The sequence below is a fragment of the Kitasatospora sp. NPDC056731 genome (assembly GCF_040687675.1).
Classification (GTDB): Bacteria; Actinomycetota; Actinomycetes; order Streptomycetales; family Streptomycetaceae; genus Kitasatospora.
Window position 1 is genome coordinate 205,523 of record NZ_JBFBNR010000006.1, and the last position, 16,922, is coordinate 222,444.

At 72.9% G+C, this 16,922-nt stretch carries 14 protein-coding genes; 6 read left to right on the forward strand and 8 right to left on the reverse strand.

All coding sequences use genetic code 11. The features are described 5' to 3' along the window. Nucleotides 1–40 precede the first annotated feature (40 nt). The 4 genes from fusA to AB0R04_RS08830 all read right to left on the reverse strand — a co-directional run bounded on the left by fusA (nucleotide 41) and on the right by AB0R04_RS08830 (nucleotide 4,021). Nucleotides 41–2,146, reverse strand: a complete 2,106-nt coding sequence (gene fusA, locus AB0R04_RS08815; RefSeq protein WP_363369328.1) for an elongation factor G — start codon at nucleotides 2,144–2,146, stop codon at nucleotides 41–43. A 39-nt stretch (nucleotides 2,147–2,185) separates the two neighbouring features. Next, the gene (gene rpsG, locus AB0R04_RS08820) at nucleotides 2,186–2,656 is read right to left on the reverse strand and encodes a 30S ribosomal protein S7 (RefSeq protein ID WP_030055803.1); all 471 of its coding nucleotides are present in this window, start codon (nucleotides 2,654–2,656) and stop codon (nucleotides 2,186–2,188) included. 2 nt (nucleotides 2,657–2,658) lie between these two features. Then, a complete protein-coding gene (gene rpsL, locus AB0R04_RS08825) occupies nucleotides 2,659–3,030 on the reverse strand; it encodes a 30S ribosomal protein S12 (protein ID WP_014144289.1) in 372 nt (123 codons plus the stop codon). 421 nt (nucleotides 3,031–3,451) lie between these two features. Continuing rightward, entirely contained in the window at nucleotides 3,452–4,021 is a 570-nt protein-coding gene (locus AB0R04_RS08830; protein ID WP_363369331.1) for a DUF1707 and DUF4190 domain-containing protein, read from the reverse strand. 253 nt (nucleotides 4,022–4,274) lie between these two features. Between AB0R04_RS08830 and AB0R04_RS08835 the strand changes: the two genes are divergently transcribed. The 4 genes from AB0R04_RS08835 (at nucleotide 4,275) to AB0R04_RS08850 (ending at nucleotide 9,328) form a co-directional block, all read left to right on the forward strand. Further along, on the forward strand, nucleotides 4,275–5,138 hold the full coding sequence (locus tag AB0R04_RS08835) for an ABC transporter ATP-binding protein (RefSeq protein WP_063348953.1): 864 nt from the start codon (nucleotides 4,275–4,277) through the stop codon (nucleotides 5,136–5,138). Beyond that, a complete protein-coding gene (locus tag AB0R04_RS08840; RefSeq protein ID WP_363369333.1) occupies nucleotides 5,135–6,766 on the forward strand; it encodes a transporter in 1,632 nt (543 codons plus the stop codon). The genes AB0R04_RS08835 and AB0R04_RS08840 overlap by 4 nt, the downstream gene beginning before the upstream one ends. Before the next feature lie 102 nt (nucleotides 6,767–6,868). Further along, complete coding sequence (locus AB0R04_RS08845; protein ID WP_363369334.1) at nucleotides 6,869–8,173, forward strand: DUF2786 domain-containing protein; 1,305 nt, start codon at nucleotides 6,869–6,871, stop codon at nucleotides 8,171–8,173. A gap of 42 nt (nucleotides 8,174–8,215) precedes the next feature. Further along, nucleotides 8,216–9,328 (forward strand): ADP-ribosylglycohydrolase family protein, encoded by a 1,113-nt coding sequence (locus tag AB0R04_RS08850; protein WP_363369336.1) that lies wholly within the window; start codon nucleotides 8,216–8,218, stop codon nucleotides 9,326–9,328. A gap of 87 nt (nucleotides 9,329–9,415) precedes the next feature. Here the strand turns inward: AB0R04_RS08850 and AB0R04_RS08855 are convergent, their stop codons facing one another. The 3 genes from AB0R04_RS08855 to AB0R04_RS08865 all read right to left on the reverse strand — a co-directional run bounded on the left by AB0R04_RS08855 (nucleotide 9,416) and on the right by AB0R04_RS08865 (nucleotide 13,068). After that, nucleotides 9,416–10,582: a serpin family protein gene (locus AB0R04_RS08855; RefSeq protein ID WP_363369339.1), complete on the reverse strand. Its 1,167-nt coding sequence runs from the start codon at nucleotides 10,580–10,582 to the stop codon at nucleotides 9,416–9,418. A 223-nt stretch (nucleotides 10,583–10,805) separates the two neighbouring features. Beyond that, nucleotides 10,806–11,804, reverse strand: coding sequence for an ADP-ribosylglycohydrolase family protein (locus AB0R04_RS08860; RefSeq protein ID WP_363369341.1), 999 nt, complete (start codon nucleotides 11,802–11,804; stop codon nucleotides 10,806–10,808). Between the two features lie 49 nt (nucleotides 11,805–11,853). Then, the gene (locus tag AB0R04_RS08865; protein ID WP_363369343.1) at nucleotides 11,854–13,068 is read right to left on the reverse strand and encodes a cytochrome P450; all 1,215 of its coding nucleotides are present in this window, start codon (nucleotides 13,066–13,068) and stop codon (nucleotides 11,854–11,856) included. A 177-nt stretch (nucleotides 13,069–13,245) separates the two neighbouring features. On the opposite strand from AB0R04_RS08865, the gene AB0R04_RS08870 reads away from it, so the two are divergent. After that, nucleotides 13,246–14,310, forward strand: coding sequence for a MoxR family ATPase (locus AB0R04_RS08870; RefSeq protein WP_363369345.1), 1,065 nt, complete (start codon nucleotides 13,246–13,248; stop codon nucleotides 14,308–14,310). After that, a complete protein-coding gene (locus AB0R04_RS08875; protein ID WP_363369347.1) occupies nucleotides 14,307–16,106 on the forward strand; it encodes a hypothetical protein in 1,800 nt (599 codons plus the stop codon). The genes AB0R04_RS08870 and AB0R04_RS08875 overlap by 4 nt, the downstream gene beginning before the upstream one ends. 85 nt (nucleotides 16,107–16,191) lie before the next feature. Here AB0R04_RS08875 and AB0R04_RS08880 read toward each other — a convergent pair whose 3' ends face one another. Then, nucleotides 16,192–16,803: a hypothetical protein gene (locus tag AB0R04_RS08880; RefSeq protein WP_363369349.1), complete on the reverse strand. Its 612-nt coding sequence runs from the start codon at nucleotides 16,801–16,803 to the stop codon at nucleotides 16,192–16,194. Nucleotides 16,804–16,922: the final 119 nt, after the last annotated feature.

Consider the following 16,922-nt stretch of genomic DNA (forward strand, 5'->3'; position numbering starts at 1 on the left):
GACGGCCGCGGCCTCGTAGGGAGCCGGCTGGAGCCGGTCCTTACTCGCCCTTGGCCTTGGCGATGATCTCCTCCGCCACGGCCTTCGGAACCTCGGCGTACGAGTCGAACTGCATCGAGTAGCTCGCGCGACCAGAGGTCTTGCTGCGCAGATCACCGACGTAGCCGAACATCTCGGAGAGCGGCACCAGCGCCGTGACGACGCGAGCACCGTGACGCTCGTCCATGGACCGGATCTGGCCACGGCGAGAGTTGATGTCACCGATCACGTCGCCCATGTAGTCCTCGGGCGTGGTGACCTCGACGGCCATCATCGGCTCGAGGAGGACCGGCTTGGCCTTCCGCGCGCCTTCCTTGAACGCCATCGAACCGGCGATCTTGAACGCGAGCTCGGACGAGTCGACGTCGTGCGCCTGGCCGTCGAGCAGCTTCACGCGGACACCCTGCAGCGGGTAGCCGGCGAGGATGCCGAACTCCATGGCCTCCTGGCAACCGGCGTCGACCGACGGGATGTACTCCCGCGGCACGCGGCCACCGGTGACCTGGTTGACGAACTCGTAGCCCTCGGCCTGCTCGAGCGGCTCGATCGCGATCTGCACCTTGGCGAACTGACCGGAACCACCGGTCTGCTTCTTGTGGGTGTAGTCGATGCGCTCGACGGCCTGACGGATCGTCTCGCGGTACGCGACCTGCGGCTTGCCGACGTTGGCCTCGACCTTGAACTCACGCTTCATACGGTCGACCAGCACCTCAAGGTGCAGCTCGCCCATACCCGCGATGATGGTCTGGCCGGTCTCCTCGTCCGTGTTGACCTGGAAGGACGGGTCCTCCTCGGCGAGACGCTGGATGGCAACACCCAGCTTCTCCTGGTCACCCTTGGACTTGGGCTCGATCGCGACGCGGATGACCGGGGCCGGGAAGTCCATGGACTCCAGGATGACCGGGTTCTTCTCGTCGGACAGCGTCTCACCGGTGGTGGTCTGCTTCAGGCCCATGACGGCGACGATGTCGCCGGCGCCCACCGACTCGATCTCCTCACGCTTGTTCGCGTGCATGCGGTAGATCTTGCCGATGCGCTCCTTCTTGCCCTTCACGGCGTTCAGCACCGAGGTGCCGGACTCCAGGCGGCCGGAGTAGATCCGGACGAAGGTGAGCTTGCCCAGGTGCGGGTCGGACATGATCTTGAACGCCAGCGCGGCCAGGGGCTCGTCGTCCGAGGCCTTGCGGGTGATCTTGGTCTCCGGGTCGTTGGGCTTGGTGCCCTCAACCGACTCGATGTCCAGCGGCGACGGGAGGTACTTGACGACCGCGTCGAGCAGGGGCTGAACGCCCTTGTTCTTGAACGCGGTACCGCAGAAGATCGGCGTGAAGGCCGACTCCAGGGTGCCCTTGCGGATCGCCTCGTACAGCAGCTCCTCGGGGACGTCCTCGCCCTCCATGGCGAGCATCATCACGTCATCGCTGACGTTCGACACCTCGTCCAGGAGCATCTCGCGGTACTCGTTCGCCTGCTCCTGCAGCTCGGCCGGGATGTCGACGATGTCGTACATCTCGCCCTTGGCGGCCTCGGCGGACCAGACCAGCGCCTTCATGCGGACAAGGTCGACAACGCCCTTGAAGTCCGCCTCGGCACCGATCGGGAGCTGCATGACCAGCGGGGTCGCGCCGAGGCGGTCCACGATGGTCTTGACGCAGAAGAAGAAGTTCGCGCCCGTGCGGTCCAGCTTGTTGATGAAGCAGATGCGCGGGACGCCGTAGCGGTCAGCCTGCCGCCACACGGTCTCGGACTGGGGCTCGACACCGGCGACACCGTCGAACACCGTCACGGCACCGTCGAGGACGCGCAGCGAACGCTCCACCTCTACGGTGAAGTCGACGTGACCCGGGGTGTCGATGATGTTGATGGTGTTGTCGACGTCGTCGACCGTCCAGTGACAGGTCGTCGCGGCCGACGTGATCGTGATGCCGCGCTCCTGCTCCTGCTCCATCCAGTCCATGGTGGCAGCGCCATCGTGGACCTCACCGATCTTGTACGAGACGCCGGTGTAGAACAGGATCCGCTCGGTGGTGGTGGTCTTGCCCGCGTCGATGTGCGCCATGATCCCGATGTTGCGGACCCTGGCGAGGTCAAGGGAGGTTGCAGCCATGGTGGCTCGTTCTCTCTCTGTCTAGTGACGGGGTAGGGACTACCAGCGGTAGTGCGCGAAGGCCTTGTTGGACTCGGCCATCTTGTGGGTGTCCTCGCGACGCTTCACGGAAGCGCCCAGGCCGTTGCTGGCGTCGAGGATCTCGTTCATCAGACGCTCGGTCATGGTCTTCTCGCGACGGGCGCGGGAGTAACCGACCATCCAGCGCAGCGCCAGGGTGCTGGCGCGGCCCGGACGGACCTCGACCGGAACCTGGTAGGTCGCGCCACCGACACGGCGGGACTTGACCTCGAGGGCCGGCTTGACGTTCTCCAGCGCGCGCTTCAGCGTCACGACCGGGTCCGAGCCGGTCTTCTCACGGACGCCCTCAAGGGCGCCGTAGACGATCCGCTCGGCGGTGGAGCGCTTGCCGTGCAGCAGGATCTTGTTGACCAGCTGGGTGACGACCGGGGAGCCGTAAACCGGGTCGATGATGACCGGGCGCTTCGGGGCGGGGCCCTTACGAGGCATTCTTACTTCTCCTTCTTGGCGCCGTAGCGGCTGCGAGCCTGCTTGCGGTTCTTGACACCCTGGGTGTCAAGCGAACCGCGGATGATCTTGTAGCGGACACCAGGAAGGTCCTTCACACGACCACCGCGCACCAGCACGATGGAGTGCTCCTGCAGATTGTGGCCCTCGCCCGGGATGTAAGCGGTGACCTCGATCCCGCTGGTGAGGCGCACACGGGCGACCTTGCGGAGAGCCGAGTTCGGCTTCTTCGGGGTGGTCGTGTACACACGCGTGCAGACCCCACGACGCTGCGGGGAACCCTTCAGCGCGGGAGTCTTGTTCTTCTCGACCTTGTCCTGCCGGCCCTTTCGGACCAGCTGCTGGATCGTAGGCACCGTTTCTCCGTTTTCTGTGTGCCAAGGCTTGGTAAAACTAACCTGCGGTGATCCCCCGCACACGGCCCCGTGGTCGACCCACGCGGTCGGGTGTGTTGGGCTTATTCCGACACGGAATCCCATGAGCTGATGTACAGCGACGGCGCTCAACGCGCGGGGCGCTGGAAGGCGCTCCGGCTAGGCGCGGCGACCGGTGTGCATGCACGCACAAGGACCCGGGGACACCCCAGGCACAAGGTCAGAGCGTACCTAGCGCATCGGGCGCGGTCAAAACAAATGCAACGCCGCAGGTCGCGACCTTCGGCCGGATGTCCCAGGAGTGTCCCGGACGCGACCACCCGGTGTCGGACCGCCCTCCACCCGCTCTACCACAGCCCACCGACCGCCGCCACCGGGGCGGGATGCGCCCGGGGCGACTCGCTCAGACCGGCACCTGCAGCACCACCAGGAGCAGCAGCGTCCAGAGCGCGCAGCCCGCGTAGCCGAAGAGCAGGCCGAGGGTGGAAACCCAGTCGCCGGCCCGGTCGTGGCGGCTCAGCTGGGCCTTCGCGACGTGCCCGACGACCACCGCGGGCAGCGAGAGGCCGGTCAGGCCGAAGACCAGTGAGGTGACCGCCAGCCCGTTGGTGGAGCGAACCGGCGGCGGAGGCGGCGGGAGGAAGGTCGCCGGGACGGGCGGGGCGGCGAAGGCCATCGGCGCCGGCATCGGGCCGGAGGGCAGGTCGGACACCAGCCCGGCCAGCTGGCCGTAGGTCTGCGCGACGGAGGCCTGCTCGTGGCGCTGCTCGTACTCCTCGGCGGAGAGCCGGCCCTCGGCGAACGCGGCCTTCAGCACGTCGATCGTCCGGTCCCGGTCCGCGTACCCGGCGCGCATCCCCGCGTGGAACCCGGGCTGCGGGACGGACTGCGGGACAGGCTGGGGCTGCCAGCCCCCGGCCGGGTGGCGATCCGGCTCGCCGGGGTCCGAGGCTCCCCACGGTTGAACGGCCATCCGCACCTCCCGGCACCCGGCGCGGCCCCGCGCCCCTCGCTGTCCCTCACTGCCCCTCATAGTGCAGGACGAACGGCGCAGCTGAGTAGTTGCCAATTCCAGCCCGGCACCCGCCGTAACGCGCCGTCCGGACGGCGCGCCTCACCCGTTCGGCCCACTCGCTCAGGGGATCCTCAACTCGGGAGACAGCCCGTTTCCGCAATGACAGGCTGAGTCCGAGACACCCATCCGCCAGCGAACAGAGAAGGCCGCCATGCAGGCGTCAGCGCCGCCGCCGTCCGACCACCCCGCACCCGTTCCCCCCTCCGCCGTCAGCATCCAGGGGCTGTGGAAGCACTTCGGCGGCCAGGCCGCCGTCGCCGGACTCAGCCTGGAGCTGCCGGCCGGCTCCTTCATCGGCCTGGTCGGCCCGAACGGCGCCGGCAAGACCACCACGCTGTCCATGGCCACCGGCCTGCTCCGGCCCGACCAGGGCACCGTCCTCATCCACGGCGGCGACGTCTGGGCCGACCCGGTCGCGGTCAAGGCCCGGATCGGCATCCTGCCCGAGGGGCTGCGGATGTTCGAGCGGCTCAGCGGCCGCGAACTGCTGCAGTACAACGGGCGGCTGCGCGGCCTGCCCGGCGCCGAGGTGGACCGCCGCGCCGAGGAACTGCTGGCCGTCCTGGACCTCGCCCGCGACGCCGACAAGCTGGTCGCCGACTACTCCACCGGCATGCGCAAGAAGATCGGCCTGGCCGCCGCGCTGCTGCACAACCCCGACGTGCTGTTCCTCGACGAGCCCTTCGAGGGCGTCGACCCGGTCTCCGCGCAGACCATCCGCGGCGTGCTCAAGCGGTACGCGGCGGCCGGATCCACGGTGGTCTTCTCCAGCCACGTGATGGAACTGGTCGAACAACTCTGCGACTGGGTCGCCGTGGTCAACGCCGGCCGGGTGATCGCCCACGGCCCGCTGGACACCGTGCGCGGCGGGCGCAGCCTCCACGAGGCCTTCCTCGGCCTGATCGGCGTCCGCGAGGACGACGGCCAGGCGCTCGGCTGGCTCGGCGGCGGAGCGGCCGGAAACGCTCCGGCCGGCGGCGGGCAGGCCGGCGCGCAGCTCGGGGGCGGGCAGTGAGCACCACCCCCGCGGCCGCCCGTACCCCGGTGCCCGACGGGCGGACGGTGGTCCGCGCCCTGGTGGCACTCAAGCTGCGGCTGCTGCGCAACGGCCTGCGGCGCAGCCCCGGCCGGACCGCCGTGTACGTCATCGGCGGCGTCCTCGGCCTGGCCTTCGCGGCCGGCATCGCCTTCGCCCTCGCCATGATGAACGGACGCTTCGACGGCTCCGGGGACGCCGGGGTGATGCTGCTCGGCGCGCTCACCCTCGGCTGGGCGGCGCTGCCGCTGTTCCTCTTCTCCAGCGACGAGAGCGCCGACCCGACCCGGCTCACCATGCTCCCGCTGCGGCCCGGCCCGCTGCTGCGCGGCTCGCTGCTGGCCGCGCTGATCGGGCCCGGCCCGCTGGTCAGCCTGGTGCTGGTGACCGGCGCGGCGCTGTCCGGCGCCAACGGCGGGGCCTCGGCCGCGGCCGCACTGGTCGGCGTCCCGCTGGCCGTGCTCTGCCTGGTCACGCTCTCCCGGGCGGTCGCCGCCGGCAACGCCCGGATGCTCTCCAGCCGGCGCGGCAAGGACTTCGCGATCTTCGGCGGACTGCTGTTCGCCCTGCTCGTGCAGGCCGCCAACGTCGGCTCGCAGAGCGTCTTCGGCCGGCCCGGGGACCACCTCGACCTCAGCCCGCTGGCGCCGATCGCCTCCGTGCTGCGCTGGCTGCCGCCGGTCGGCGCGGCGGACGCGGCCCGCACCGCCGGCGAGGGGCGGTACGGGCTGGCGCTGTTCCAGCTCGCCGCGGCCGCGGCGCTGCTCGCCCTGCTGCTGCGCTGGTGGCGCGGCAGCCTCCAGGAGCTGATGGTCACCGCCGACTCCTCCACCCTGGAGGTGGCCCGCGGCGTGCAGAGCTCGCGCGGCTGGAGCTTCCTGCCCGAGGGCCGGGCCGGCGCGGTGATGCAGCGCCACCTCCGGTACGCCTGGCGGGAGCCGCGGGCCAAGGCCGCGGTGTTCACCAGCATCGGCATGACGCTGGTGATCTGCGTGCTGTCGATGGTCCAGGGCTGGTCGAGCGTCTACCTGCTGGCGATGACCGGGATGTTCCTCGGGCTGCAGATGCTCAACCTGTTCGGCATGGACGGCTCGGCGTTCTGGATGGTCGCCGCCACCCTGCTCACCCCGGCCGACGCCCGGGACGAGCTGCGCGGCCGGGCCTACGCGGTGCTGTCGTACGCCATCCCGGTGACGCTGGTGCTCGGGCCCGTGCTGGCCGCCGCCACCGGCGACTGGGCCGGCCTGCCGTCCGCACTCGGCCTCGCGCTCGCCCTGCTCGGCTGCGGCGTCGCGCTCGGCGCGACGCTCAGCGTGCTCGCGCCGTACACCATGCCGGCCGACAGCAACCCGATGCGCAACGCCGCCCCCGGGCAGGGCGGCCTGGTGCTGGTCAACCAGTTCGGCTCGCTGTTCGGTGTGGCGTTGCTCTCCCTGCCGGTGAGCGGCTACCTCGGCTGGGCGCTGCTCTCCGCCGGCCCGACCTGGCCGGTCCTGGTGGTCGGCCCGCTCTACGGCGCCCTGATCGCCGCCCTCGGCATCCGTTTCGCGGCCGGGCGGCTGCTGGAGCGCGCCCCGGAGATCCTGGCCAAGGCCGTCGAGCGCTGAGTCGCCTGCGTCACCCCGGAGCGCCCGGTCCCGTCGGAGGGGCCGGGCGCTCCGGCATCATGGGCGGGAGGGCCGGACCGTCGAGGAGAGCAGGGACACACCGTGGGCAAGCGCGCGCAGCAGGACGGGGACGGGGGCGCCGGCCCACTGCTGGAGCAGGCGGTGCGATCGGTGCTGACGGCCCCGGACGAAACGCTGGACCTCGCCCTGGACACCGGGGCGTCGCTGCTCGCGGCCTCGGCCGGGCAGTGGCCGGCGGTCAGCCGGGCGCTGCTGGGGTACGCGGAAACCGCCGTCGGCCGCTGCTGGTCCGCCGGGTGGCGCCCGGCCGACCTGGCCCGGGTGGTCCGGCGCGGGCTGAAGCCCGTCCACCTGGCCCTCGCGGTGGACCTGATCGCCGCCGAGGGCCGTCGGCACGCCGCGGCCGCCCTCGACCGGCGCTGGCACGAGCAGCTGCGCGAGCTGGAGGCCGAGGTCTGGTGGCCGGGCGACGAGCAGTACCTCGGCGCCTTCGCCGACCGGCACCGGCTGGACCGCTTCGCGCTCGCCACCGCCGCCCTGGAGCTGCTGCGGACCTGGGGCCGGCTGCCGCCGATCTCCCCGGTCGGCCCCACGCCCGGCCGGCGGCCGCAGGCCGAGCGCACCACGGGCCCGCAGACCGAGCGCACCACGGGCCCGCTGACCGGCGAGCCACGGATGCTGGCCCGGATCCGGGCGCTGCTGGCCAAGGCCGAGTCCACCGAGTACCCGGAGGAGGCCGAGGCGCTCACCACCAAGGCCCAGCAGCTGATGGCCCAGCACAGCATCGACGACGCGCTGCTGGCCGCCACCGGCGACGACCGGAACACCCCGGCGGCGCTGCGGATCGGCGTGGACAACCCGTACGAGAGCCCCAAGACGATGCTGCTGGACGCCGTCGCGGCGGCCAACCGGTGCCGGGCGGTGTGGGCCAAGGAGTTCGGCTTCTGCACCGTCGTCGGCTTCGACGGCGACCTGGACGGCGTCGAGCTGCTCTACACCTCGCTGCTGGTGCAGGCCACCCACGCGCTCAACAAGGCCGGCTCCCGCCGGGACTCGCGCAGCAAGGCGTTCCGGCACTCCTTCCTGGTCGCGTACGCGGCGCGGATCCGCGAGCGGCTGACCGCCGCCACCGAACGCGCGACCAGCGCCGCCGCGGCCGGCCGGCACCTGCGCGAGGACGGCACCGAGGAGCAGCTGCTGCCCGACGAGCGGCTACTGCCCGCGCTCGCCGCCCGCTCCGAGGCGGTGGACGACGAGGTCGGCCGGCTGTTCCCCAAGCTGGTCTCGCAGCGGGTCCGGGTGAGCGACGGCGTGGGCTGGGCGGCCGGGCGCGCCGCCGCCGACCGCGCCGCGCTGCACGGGCGCGCCGGGCAGATCCGCCGGTAGACCTGATAGAACGTATCCCGCCATGAACCAAGGGGGATCGACGTGACGGAGTCGGCGGCCGAATCGGGATACCGCGACCGGGTGCGCGGGGCGCTGCTCGGCGGGGCCGTCGGCGATGCGCTGGGCTGGCCGGTGGAGTTCCAGCAGCTCCACCAGATCCAGCAGCGGTACGGGCCGGACGGCGTGACCGGGCTGCCGGCCGGCGCCGGGCCGGTCGAAGTCACCGACGACACCCAGATGACCCTGTTCACCGCCGAGGGCCTGATCCGCGCGTTCGTCCGCGGCTGGACGGGCGGCGGCGGCTCGGTGCCGGAGGCCGTCCACGCCGCGTACCGGCGCTGGCTGCTGACCCAGCGCCAGGGCTCGCCGGACACCACGCCGCAGCCCCGCCCGTACGACGGCTGGCTGCTGACCAGGCCCTTCCTGTACGCGTCGCGGGCGCCCGGCAACGCCTGCATGAGCGGGGTGGCCGAGCACCCGGAGTTCGAGTCGCCGTCCGTGATCGGGCAGCCGGGGCCGATCAACCCGGAGTCCAAGGGCTGCGGCACGGTGATGCGCTCGGCGCCGTTCGGGCTGGCCCGGCTGGGCGTCGAGCTGTCCTTCGGGCTGGCCGTGCAGTGCGCCCAGCTCACCCACGGGCACCCGACCGGCTACCTCTCGGCAGGCGCCTTCGCGGCACTGGTCGAGCGGCTCGCCAACGGGACCGAGCCGTGGGCGGCGGTCGGCGAGACCGTGGAGCAGATCCGCGAGCTGCCGGGGTCCAAGGAGACGGTGCAGGCGCTGGCCCGGGCCGTCCGGGTGGCCCAGGAGTCGCAGCCGACGGCGGAGTCCGTGGAGCGGGTCGGCCTCGGCTGGATCGCCGAGGAGTGCCTGGCCATCGCGGTGTACTCGCTGCTGGCGACCACCCTCGAACCCGACCCGGTGCGCAGCGCGCTGCTGCTGTCGGTGAACCACTCCGGGGACAGCGACTCCACCGGCGCGGTCTGCGGCAACCTGGTCGGCGCCGCGTACGGCGCCTCGGCGCTGCCCGCCGAGTGGGCGGGGGCGGTCGAGGGCCGGGCCGAACTGCTGCGGGTCGCGGACGACCTGCTGGTGCTGTTCGGCAGCCGCGACCCGGCCCACCCGGCGCTCGGCGGGCGCTACCCGGCCTGGTGACGCCCGGTCCTCCTCCGGCTGCTTCGCCTGCTTCGTCCGCTTCGCCTTCTTCGTCTGCGGGTCGGCTCAGGGCGCCTGCGGGTCGGCTCAGGAGGCCTGCGGGTCGGTGACCTGGCCGAGGAACAGCGGCCGCCCGTCGGCGGTGTCGCGGATCAGGAACAGGAACGGCCGGTCGATGTGCAGTTGGACGGACTCCGGCGCGGCCGGCGCCGCCATCGCCGCCACCCCGGCGCCGCTGCCGGCCGCCGCGACCGTACCGTCCTCGTTCACCTCGACGGTGGCCTTCTGCACCACCGCGCCCAGGCCGAGCGGCTCCTTGGCGGTGATGCCGGTGAAGTCGGGCGCGTCGAAGGCCGCCTTGACGCCGAGTGAGCGCAGGACGGGGACGAGGTCGTTGGCCGTGTCGAAGTGGAACCGCGGCAGGGTCAGGTCGACGGACCGCTCGCCGAGCCCGCCGAGGATCCGGTCGAGCTGGGCCTGGTCCAGGCCCTTGCTGAAGGCCGCGTAACCGCCCTGCGCGGGGACGATCAGATCCATCGCCAACCCACCTCCCGCGTAAGGGAGTTCGACGGCCTGCCAGGGTTCGCCGACGATGCCGCCGGAGCCCTCGGCGTACCGGAGGGTCCCGGTGCGGCTCATCGTGCTCACCGCCGGGGTGGAGCCGTCCAGCCGGTGGAAGGGGCGCTCGGAGGTGTTCGCGGGCTTGAACCCGGAGGCCCACGCCGCCTTCAGGTAGAGCGCGTCGGTGAGTGCCAGCCGGGTGTCGGCGGTGATCTGCCGCGGGCCGAAGAGCTCCTTGATCCGCCCCTCGGTGGCCTTCTCCACCGCCGCGTTGATGCTCCCGCGGGCGCCGGCCGGGTCCCTGGCGAAGTCGACGGGGTGCACGCCGGTGTCGAAGGCGGCAGCGAGCGTGTCCAGGTACTCCGGGGCGACGGCCAGGCCCTGCTGCGTCCACAGGTCGTCGGAACGGCGCAGGACGACCTGGTCGCCGCCGGCCCGGCTCCCGCTGTCCGGCGCGCCGACGGCAAGGGCGTACTGCCGCGGGTCGAGCCCGGTGTGCAGGGCCTTGGCCAGCTCCTCGGCGGTGGCGCCGCGCGCCCCCGGCAGCAGCATCCCGAGCACGCTCGCCAGCCCGGCCGGCGAGACCACGACGTTGCGCCCCGCCCCGTCCGGCGTCGCGGTCAGCGCGTGCAGCAGGTCCAGCCCGAAGGCACTGGTCCCGGCCGCCACCGCCGCCACCTGCCCCGGGTCCACCGCCGCCCGGCTCCCCGACGTCGAGGCCCGCACCACCACGGGCCCCCCACCCGCCGCACTCCCGCACCCGGCCAGCGCCGGGCCGGCCGCCAACCCGGCGGCGAGAAGCAGCCCCACCCGACGGCGGGAACGGCGATGCCCTGCGGTGCTGCGCTTCGTCATGGCCCTTCGACGCACCACCCCCGAACCCGGTTCCCCGGGCCCGGAACGCAGGTTGTGGAGCTCAGTCCCAGAGCGCCCCGAGCGCGAGCAGCTCGTCCCGGTACTCGATCCGCTCCACCCACTCCTGCGGCCAGACCGACTCCCCGTGATGGGCCCCGGCGAAGGCGCCGGTCAGACAGGCCAGGGAGTCCGAGTCGCCGCTGGAGTAGGCGGCCCGGCGGACGGCGGACACCGGGTCGTCCGGCAGCAGCAGAAAGCAGAGCAGGCCGGTGGCGAAGGCCTCCTCGGCGACCCAGCCCTCACCGGTGGCCAGACACGGGTCCGCTTCGACGTCGGGCGCGGCGAGCGCGGCGTCCAACTGGTCGAGCACGGCCAGGCAGTCGTCCCAGCCGCGGGCGATGACGTCCTGCGGCGAGCGACCGTACCAGCGCGCGGAGAGGTCGCCGAGCCAGAACTCGTCGTACCGCTCGCGGCTCGCCAGCGCGTACGCCCGCAGCACCGCGGGCAGGCCGGCCGGCGGAACGCCCTCGGCGAGCTTGCGGATGGCGTACGCGGTGAGGTCACTGGCGGCGAGTGCGGTCGGGTGCCCGTGGGTGAGCGCGGACTGCAGCTGCGCGGCGCCCGCGAGCTGGCGGGCGTCGAGTTCGCGGATCAGTCCGACCGGAGCGACCCGCATGTTGGCGCCGCAGCCCTTGGAACCGACGTCGCTCGCCTGCTGCCAGCGGTACTTGGGGCGGCTCAGCCGCTCGCAGGCTCGCAGGCAGGTCATGCCGGGAGCACGGTTGTTCTGCGGGGAGCGCCACCAGTCGACGAACTCCTCGCGAACGGGCCGCTCCAGCCGTAGCGGGGTGAGCGGCCCGCGCTCCAGGGCAATGCGCAGACCACGGCCGAGGGCGAGGGTCATCTGGGTGTCGTCGGTGACCAGCGCCCTTGGGGGCAGCGGAAGTTGCCGCCAGTCCGGGTGGTCGTCGGCAATCATCTCTACCGTCTTGAACTCGGTCACCCGGCCGATCGCATCCCCGATCGCCAGCCCCAGCAGTGACCCCGTCGCCTTGCCCACAGCTCTCCCCCGTTCCTCGAACCGACCCCGACCTGGCCCCGACCTCGGCCTAGACCTCGACCACCAGTTCCCTGAGGCCCCGGATCACGTAGCCCGGATTCCACTCGGGTTCGCGGGCCAGGCGCAGGCCGGGGGCGCGGCGCAGGAGGGCGCCGTAGGACTCGGTGAGCTCCAGTCTGGCGAGCGGGGCGCCGAGACAGAAGTGGATTCCGGCGCCGAAGGTGATGTGGGGGTTGTCGGTGCGGCCGAGGTCGAGGCGGTCGGGATCGGTGAAGCGCTCGGGGTCGCGGTTGGCGGAGCCGAAGAGGAGGGCGACCTCGGAGCCGCGCGGGATGGTGACGCCGCGCAGCTCGATGTCCTCCAGCACCCACCGTTCGAACAGCTGCAGCGGGGTGTCCCAGCGCATCAGTTCCTCGATGGCGGTGGGCAGGAGCGCGTCGGTCGCGCCGCGCAGCCGGGCGAGTTCACCGGGGTTGCGGAACAGCGCCCACCAGCCGTTGCCGGTGGTGTTGACGGTCGCCTCGTGGCCGGCGTTGAGCAGCAGCACGCAGGTGGAGATCATCTCCTGCTCGCTGAGCGCGTCGGAGCCCTCCTGGGCCTGGATCAGCGCGCTGATCAGGTCGGTGCCGGGGGCGGTGCGGCGTTCGCGGATGAGGGCGCGCAGGTAGTCGGAGAACTCGGTGCTCGCGGTGACGGCCTTGCGGGCGGCCTCCTCGCTCGGGTTGAGCTCGTACATGCCGGTGATGTCGGCGGACCAGGGCCGCAGCAGGTGCCGGTCGCCCTCCGGCACGCCGAGCATCTCGGCGATCACGGCGACCGGCAGCGGCTCGGCGACGGCGGCGATCAGGTCGCCGCCGCCGGCCGCGAGCAGGCCGTCGACGAGTTCCCCGGCGAGCCGCTGGACGGTCGGCCGCAGGCCCTCGACCATGCGCGGGGTGAAGGCCTTGGAGACCAGCCGGCGGATCCGGGTGTGGTCGGGGGCCTCCAGGTCGAGCAGCCCGAAGTCGTTGAGGGTGTGGAAGGGCTCGTGCGCCGGGTCGGGTTCGGGCCGGCCGAACTCCTGGTGGCTGAAGCGGTGGGTGTAGGTGCGGCCGAGCCGCCGGTCGCGCAGGAGCGCGCTGACGTCCTCGTGCCGCGAGACGAGCCACTGCCCGGTCGGCTCGAAGTACGTCACCGGCGCGTGCTCGCGCAACTCGGCGTACGCGTCGTACGGGTGGGCCACGAACGCCGCCGACCAGGGGTCGAACTTCGCCGTCGTCGTCATCGCTCGATCACTCCAGGCCATGAGGGGGGAGCCGGAAGGATCATCGTACGCATGCGGTTCGCCCGTTTTTAAGCCCCTTTCCTCAGGCCTCCCGGTGGCCACCCGAAAATCCGGGTGCGCCGCGTCAACTCCCGCCGCAGACTGGGCCGGTCACCCCACCACTTGCCAAGGAGCCCCGTGCAGGGAGCAGTCAGCGTCTCGCCCGTCCAGATTCCCGAGTTGCTGCTCGGGCTGGCCACCGTCCGGCCGGTGTTCCTCTGGGGCGCGCCCGGGATCGGAAAGTCCTCGCTGGTAAGGGAGTTCGCCGAGTCACTCGGCCTGGAGTGCGTGAGCCTGGTCGGCACCCAACTCGCCCCGGAGGACCTGATCGGTGTCCCGCAGCTGACCCCGGAGGGCCGTTCCCGGTTCTGCCCGCCCGAGCAGATCGCCCGCGACGAGCCGTACTGCCTGTTCCTGGACGAGCTCAACGCGGCGACCCCGGACGTCCAGAAGGCGTTCTACTCGCTGATCCTGGACCGCCGGATCGGCTCGTACGAGCTGCCGCCCGGCTCGATCGTGATCGGCGCCGGGAACCGCGCCACCGACGGCGCGCTCGCCCGACCGATGGCGTCCGCGCTGGTCAACCGCATGGTCCACGTGCACCTGCGGGCCAGCGCCGCGGACTGGCTGCGCTGGGCGGCCGGCGCCGGCATCCACCCCTGGGTCATCGACTACGTCACCGACCGGCCCGACCACCTGTGGTCCGCCCCGCCGAAGACCGAGGAGCCGTTCTCCACCCCGCGCGCCTGGCACATGCTCTCCGACGCGCTGCACTCCTTCGGCCCCACCTTGGACGAGGAGACCCTCAAGGTGCTCGCGTACGGGCTGCTCACCCCGCAGCACGCGATCGCCTTCTGCGGCTACGCCAAGATCGTCCGCAACGCCTACGGCCTGGAGGCGATCCTCAAGGGCGACGCCCGCTGGCCGCACCGGCTGGAGGACCGCGACCTGCTCTACTACCTGGCCGACGCCTTCCGCGGCCGCCTGGTCAAGGAGCTTCCGGCCAGCAAGGAGCACGCCTCGGGAGCGCAGCGGCAGACCGCCTTCCGGGCCAAGTCGCTGCTGGTGCAGCTGGCCGAGATCTCGGTGGAGGTCGCCCAGACGGTGATCGCCGACGGCGCGGACGGCAATCCGGTGCTGCCCTCCTGGTTCCTGATCGAGGCGGCCCGGGACATGCCCCGGCTGGTCGAGGCCCGCCGGTGAGCCCTTCCGTCCAGAAGGGTGCGAAGAAGCCGGACCCGGGCGCGGAGGTCTTCGCCGAGGGGGTCCGGCTGCTGCGCCAGAACCCGGCCTTCGACGCCGTGCCCGCCGATTTCTGCCGCCGGGACGACTGCGGGCTGGCCCCGACCGGCGGCTGGGCGGTGGTCGACTCCGACGGCACCGTGCACGTCAACCCGCGCCGCCGGGCCGAGCCGGACGAGTGGGCCTGGGTGCTGGCGCACTGCCTGCTGCACCTGGGCTTCGGCCACGTCCCGGCCGCCAAGGGTGTCCGGGTCCAGCCCGACGCCTACGAGGAGGCGGCCCGCTGCGCGGTGGTGAACCGTTTCCTCGCGACCTTCCCCGTCGGCCGCCCCCCGGTCGCCCTCCCGCAGGAGTACCCGGGCGGCGACGAGGAGGAGCTGGCCGCTCGCTGGCGCCGCGACGGCCTGCCGCCCGCCGTCACCGCCGGGACGGCCGGCACCGCCGACCACGACCAGCTGCTGGTCGAGTGGCAGGACTACGGCCACACCCCTCAGGACTGGTCGGCGGCCTTCGCCGCCGCCCTCACCCGCACCATGTCCGCCGCGATGGACCGGGCCGGCGGCCGTTTCGACCGGGAGACCGGCGAGCGCCTGCCCGTACGGCCGTGGACCAGGGCGCTCGGCTGGTTCGTCTCCTCCTACCCGCTGCTCGGCGGCATCGCGGCCGGCCTCACCGTCGTCGCCGACGCCGAACTGGCCCGCGCCCACGGCATCTCCGTCGCCGCCGTCAACGCCGAGGCCGGCGAGGTCTACATCAACCCGCTGCGCCAGCAGACCGACGAGGAGTGGCGGTTCATCCTCGGCCACGAGATGCTGCACGCCGCCCTGCGGCACGGCGAGCGCCGCGGCGGCCGGGACCCGTTCCTCTTCAACGTCGCCGCCGACTACGTCATCAACGGCTGGCTGCTGGAGATGGGCGTCGGCGACATGCCGGAAGGCCTGCTGCACGACCCGCAGCTGAAGGGGCTGTCGGCCGAGGAGGTGTACGACCGGATCGTCCGCGACGAGCGCCGGATCCGCCGGCTCGCCACTCTGGCCGGCAAGAACCGCCCGGACATCCTCGGCGCACCGCTGGACCGCGGCCCGCGCGACTACGTGGACCTCGACGACTTCTACCGCCGCGGCCTCCAGCAGGGCTTCGAGCTGCACCAGCGCGACCGCGGGCTGCTGCCCGCCGGACTGGTCGAGGAGATCCGCGCCCTCGCCCACCCGCCGCTGCCCTGGGACGCCCGGCTGGCCCGCTGGTTCGACGAGTTCGTGCCCCGTCCGGAGCCGGTCCGCAGCTACTCCCGCCCGGCCCGTCGGCAGTCCGCCACCCCGGACATCCCCCGGGCCGGCCGCTACCACCCGCCGGAGGAGGTGCCGCGCTGCACCTTCGGCGTCGTCCTGGACACCTCCGGCTCGATGAACCGGGTCCTGCTCGGCAAGGCGCTCGGCGCGATCGCCTCGTACGCGGCCGCCCGGGACGTGCCCGCGGCCCGAGTGGTGCACTGCGACGCCGCACCGCACGACGCCGGGTACGTCCCGGTCGGCGAGATCGCCGGCCGGGTCCGGGTGCGCGGGCGCGGCGGCACCGAGCTGCAGCCGGGCGTCGACCTGCTGGAGCGGGCCGAGGACTTCCCGCGCGGGGCGCCCGTGCTGGTGATCACCGACGGCGCGTGCGACGTGCTGCGGGTGCGGCGCGAGCACGCCTTCCTGGTCCCCCGGGGCGCCGGGCTGCCGTTCACCCCGCGCGGACCGGTGTTCCGGATGAGCTGACGGGCGCCCGCCCCTCCCCTGCGGGAGCGGCCGCCCGTCCGTCCGTACCGCCCGGCCGGACCAGCACCGGGCGGGCCGGCACCGGTCAGGCCAGCACCGGGCGGGGCCCGGCGGCGCGGCGGGCCAGCGGGGCCAGCGCCGCCAGGTAGCAGACCGCGGCCACCGGGATCAGCGCCAGGTCGGCCCCCGAGGCGGCGGTGCCGACCAGCATCAGCACCGGGCTCCACCAGGGCAGCGTCCGGGCCGCGCCCACCGCGGCGGCGACCAGCAGGGCCAGCAGGCCGACGTAGAACAGCAGCGGACCGATCTGGTAGACCGCCGGCAGCACCCCGGGGACGCCCTGGACGCGGTCGAACATCCGCGACTGCCCGGCCTTGTCCGCCGCCGCCAGGCCGACGTACAGGTCGATCCCGATCTGCACCAGCGAGGCCGCCAGGCCGGCGAACGCCGTCCCGAGCGCGGCACCGGCCGCGAGCCGCCCGGCCGTGGTGCCGCGCGGGGCGAGCAGCCCGCGCAGGGCGAGCAGGACCGGGGCGAACAGCAGCAGCCCGGCGAACATCGCGGTGTGGCCGACCGTCCAGCCGAGGCCGGGCTCCCGGGAGCCCGGGACCAGCCGGATCCCCCCGTAGAGGGCCATCAGGGCGGGGGCGCCGACGACGGCGTAGGCGGTGCGGCGGTTCTCCTGCGGGGTGTTCATCCGACGATCTCCTATGGTGATCCGCGGCCCCGGCAGGTAGCTGGTGGCCCGTGGTCCGTTCCGACACCACAGATGCTGTCCGCCGCACCCCTCGTCGCGGATCGCCCGCACCGGCGAAC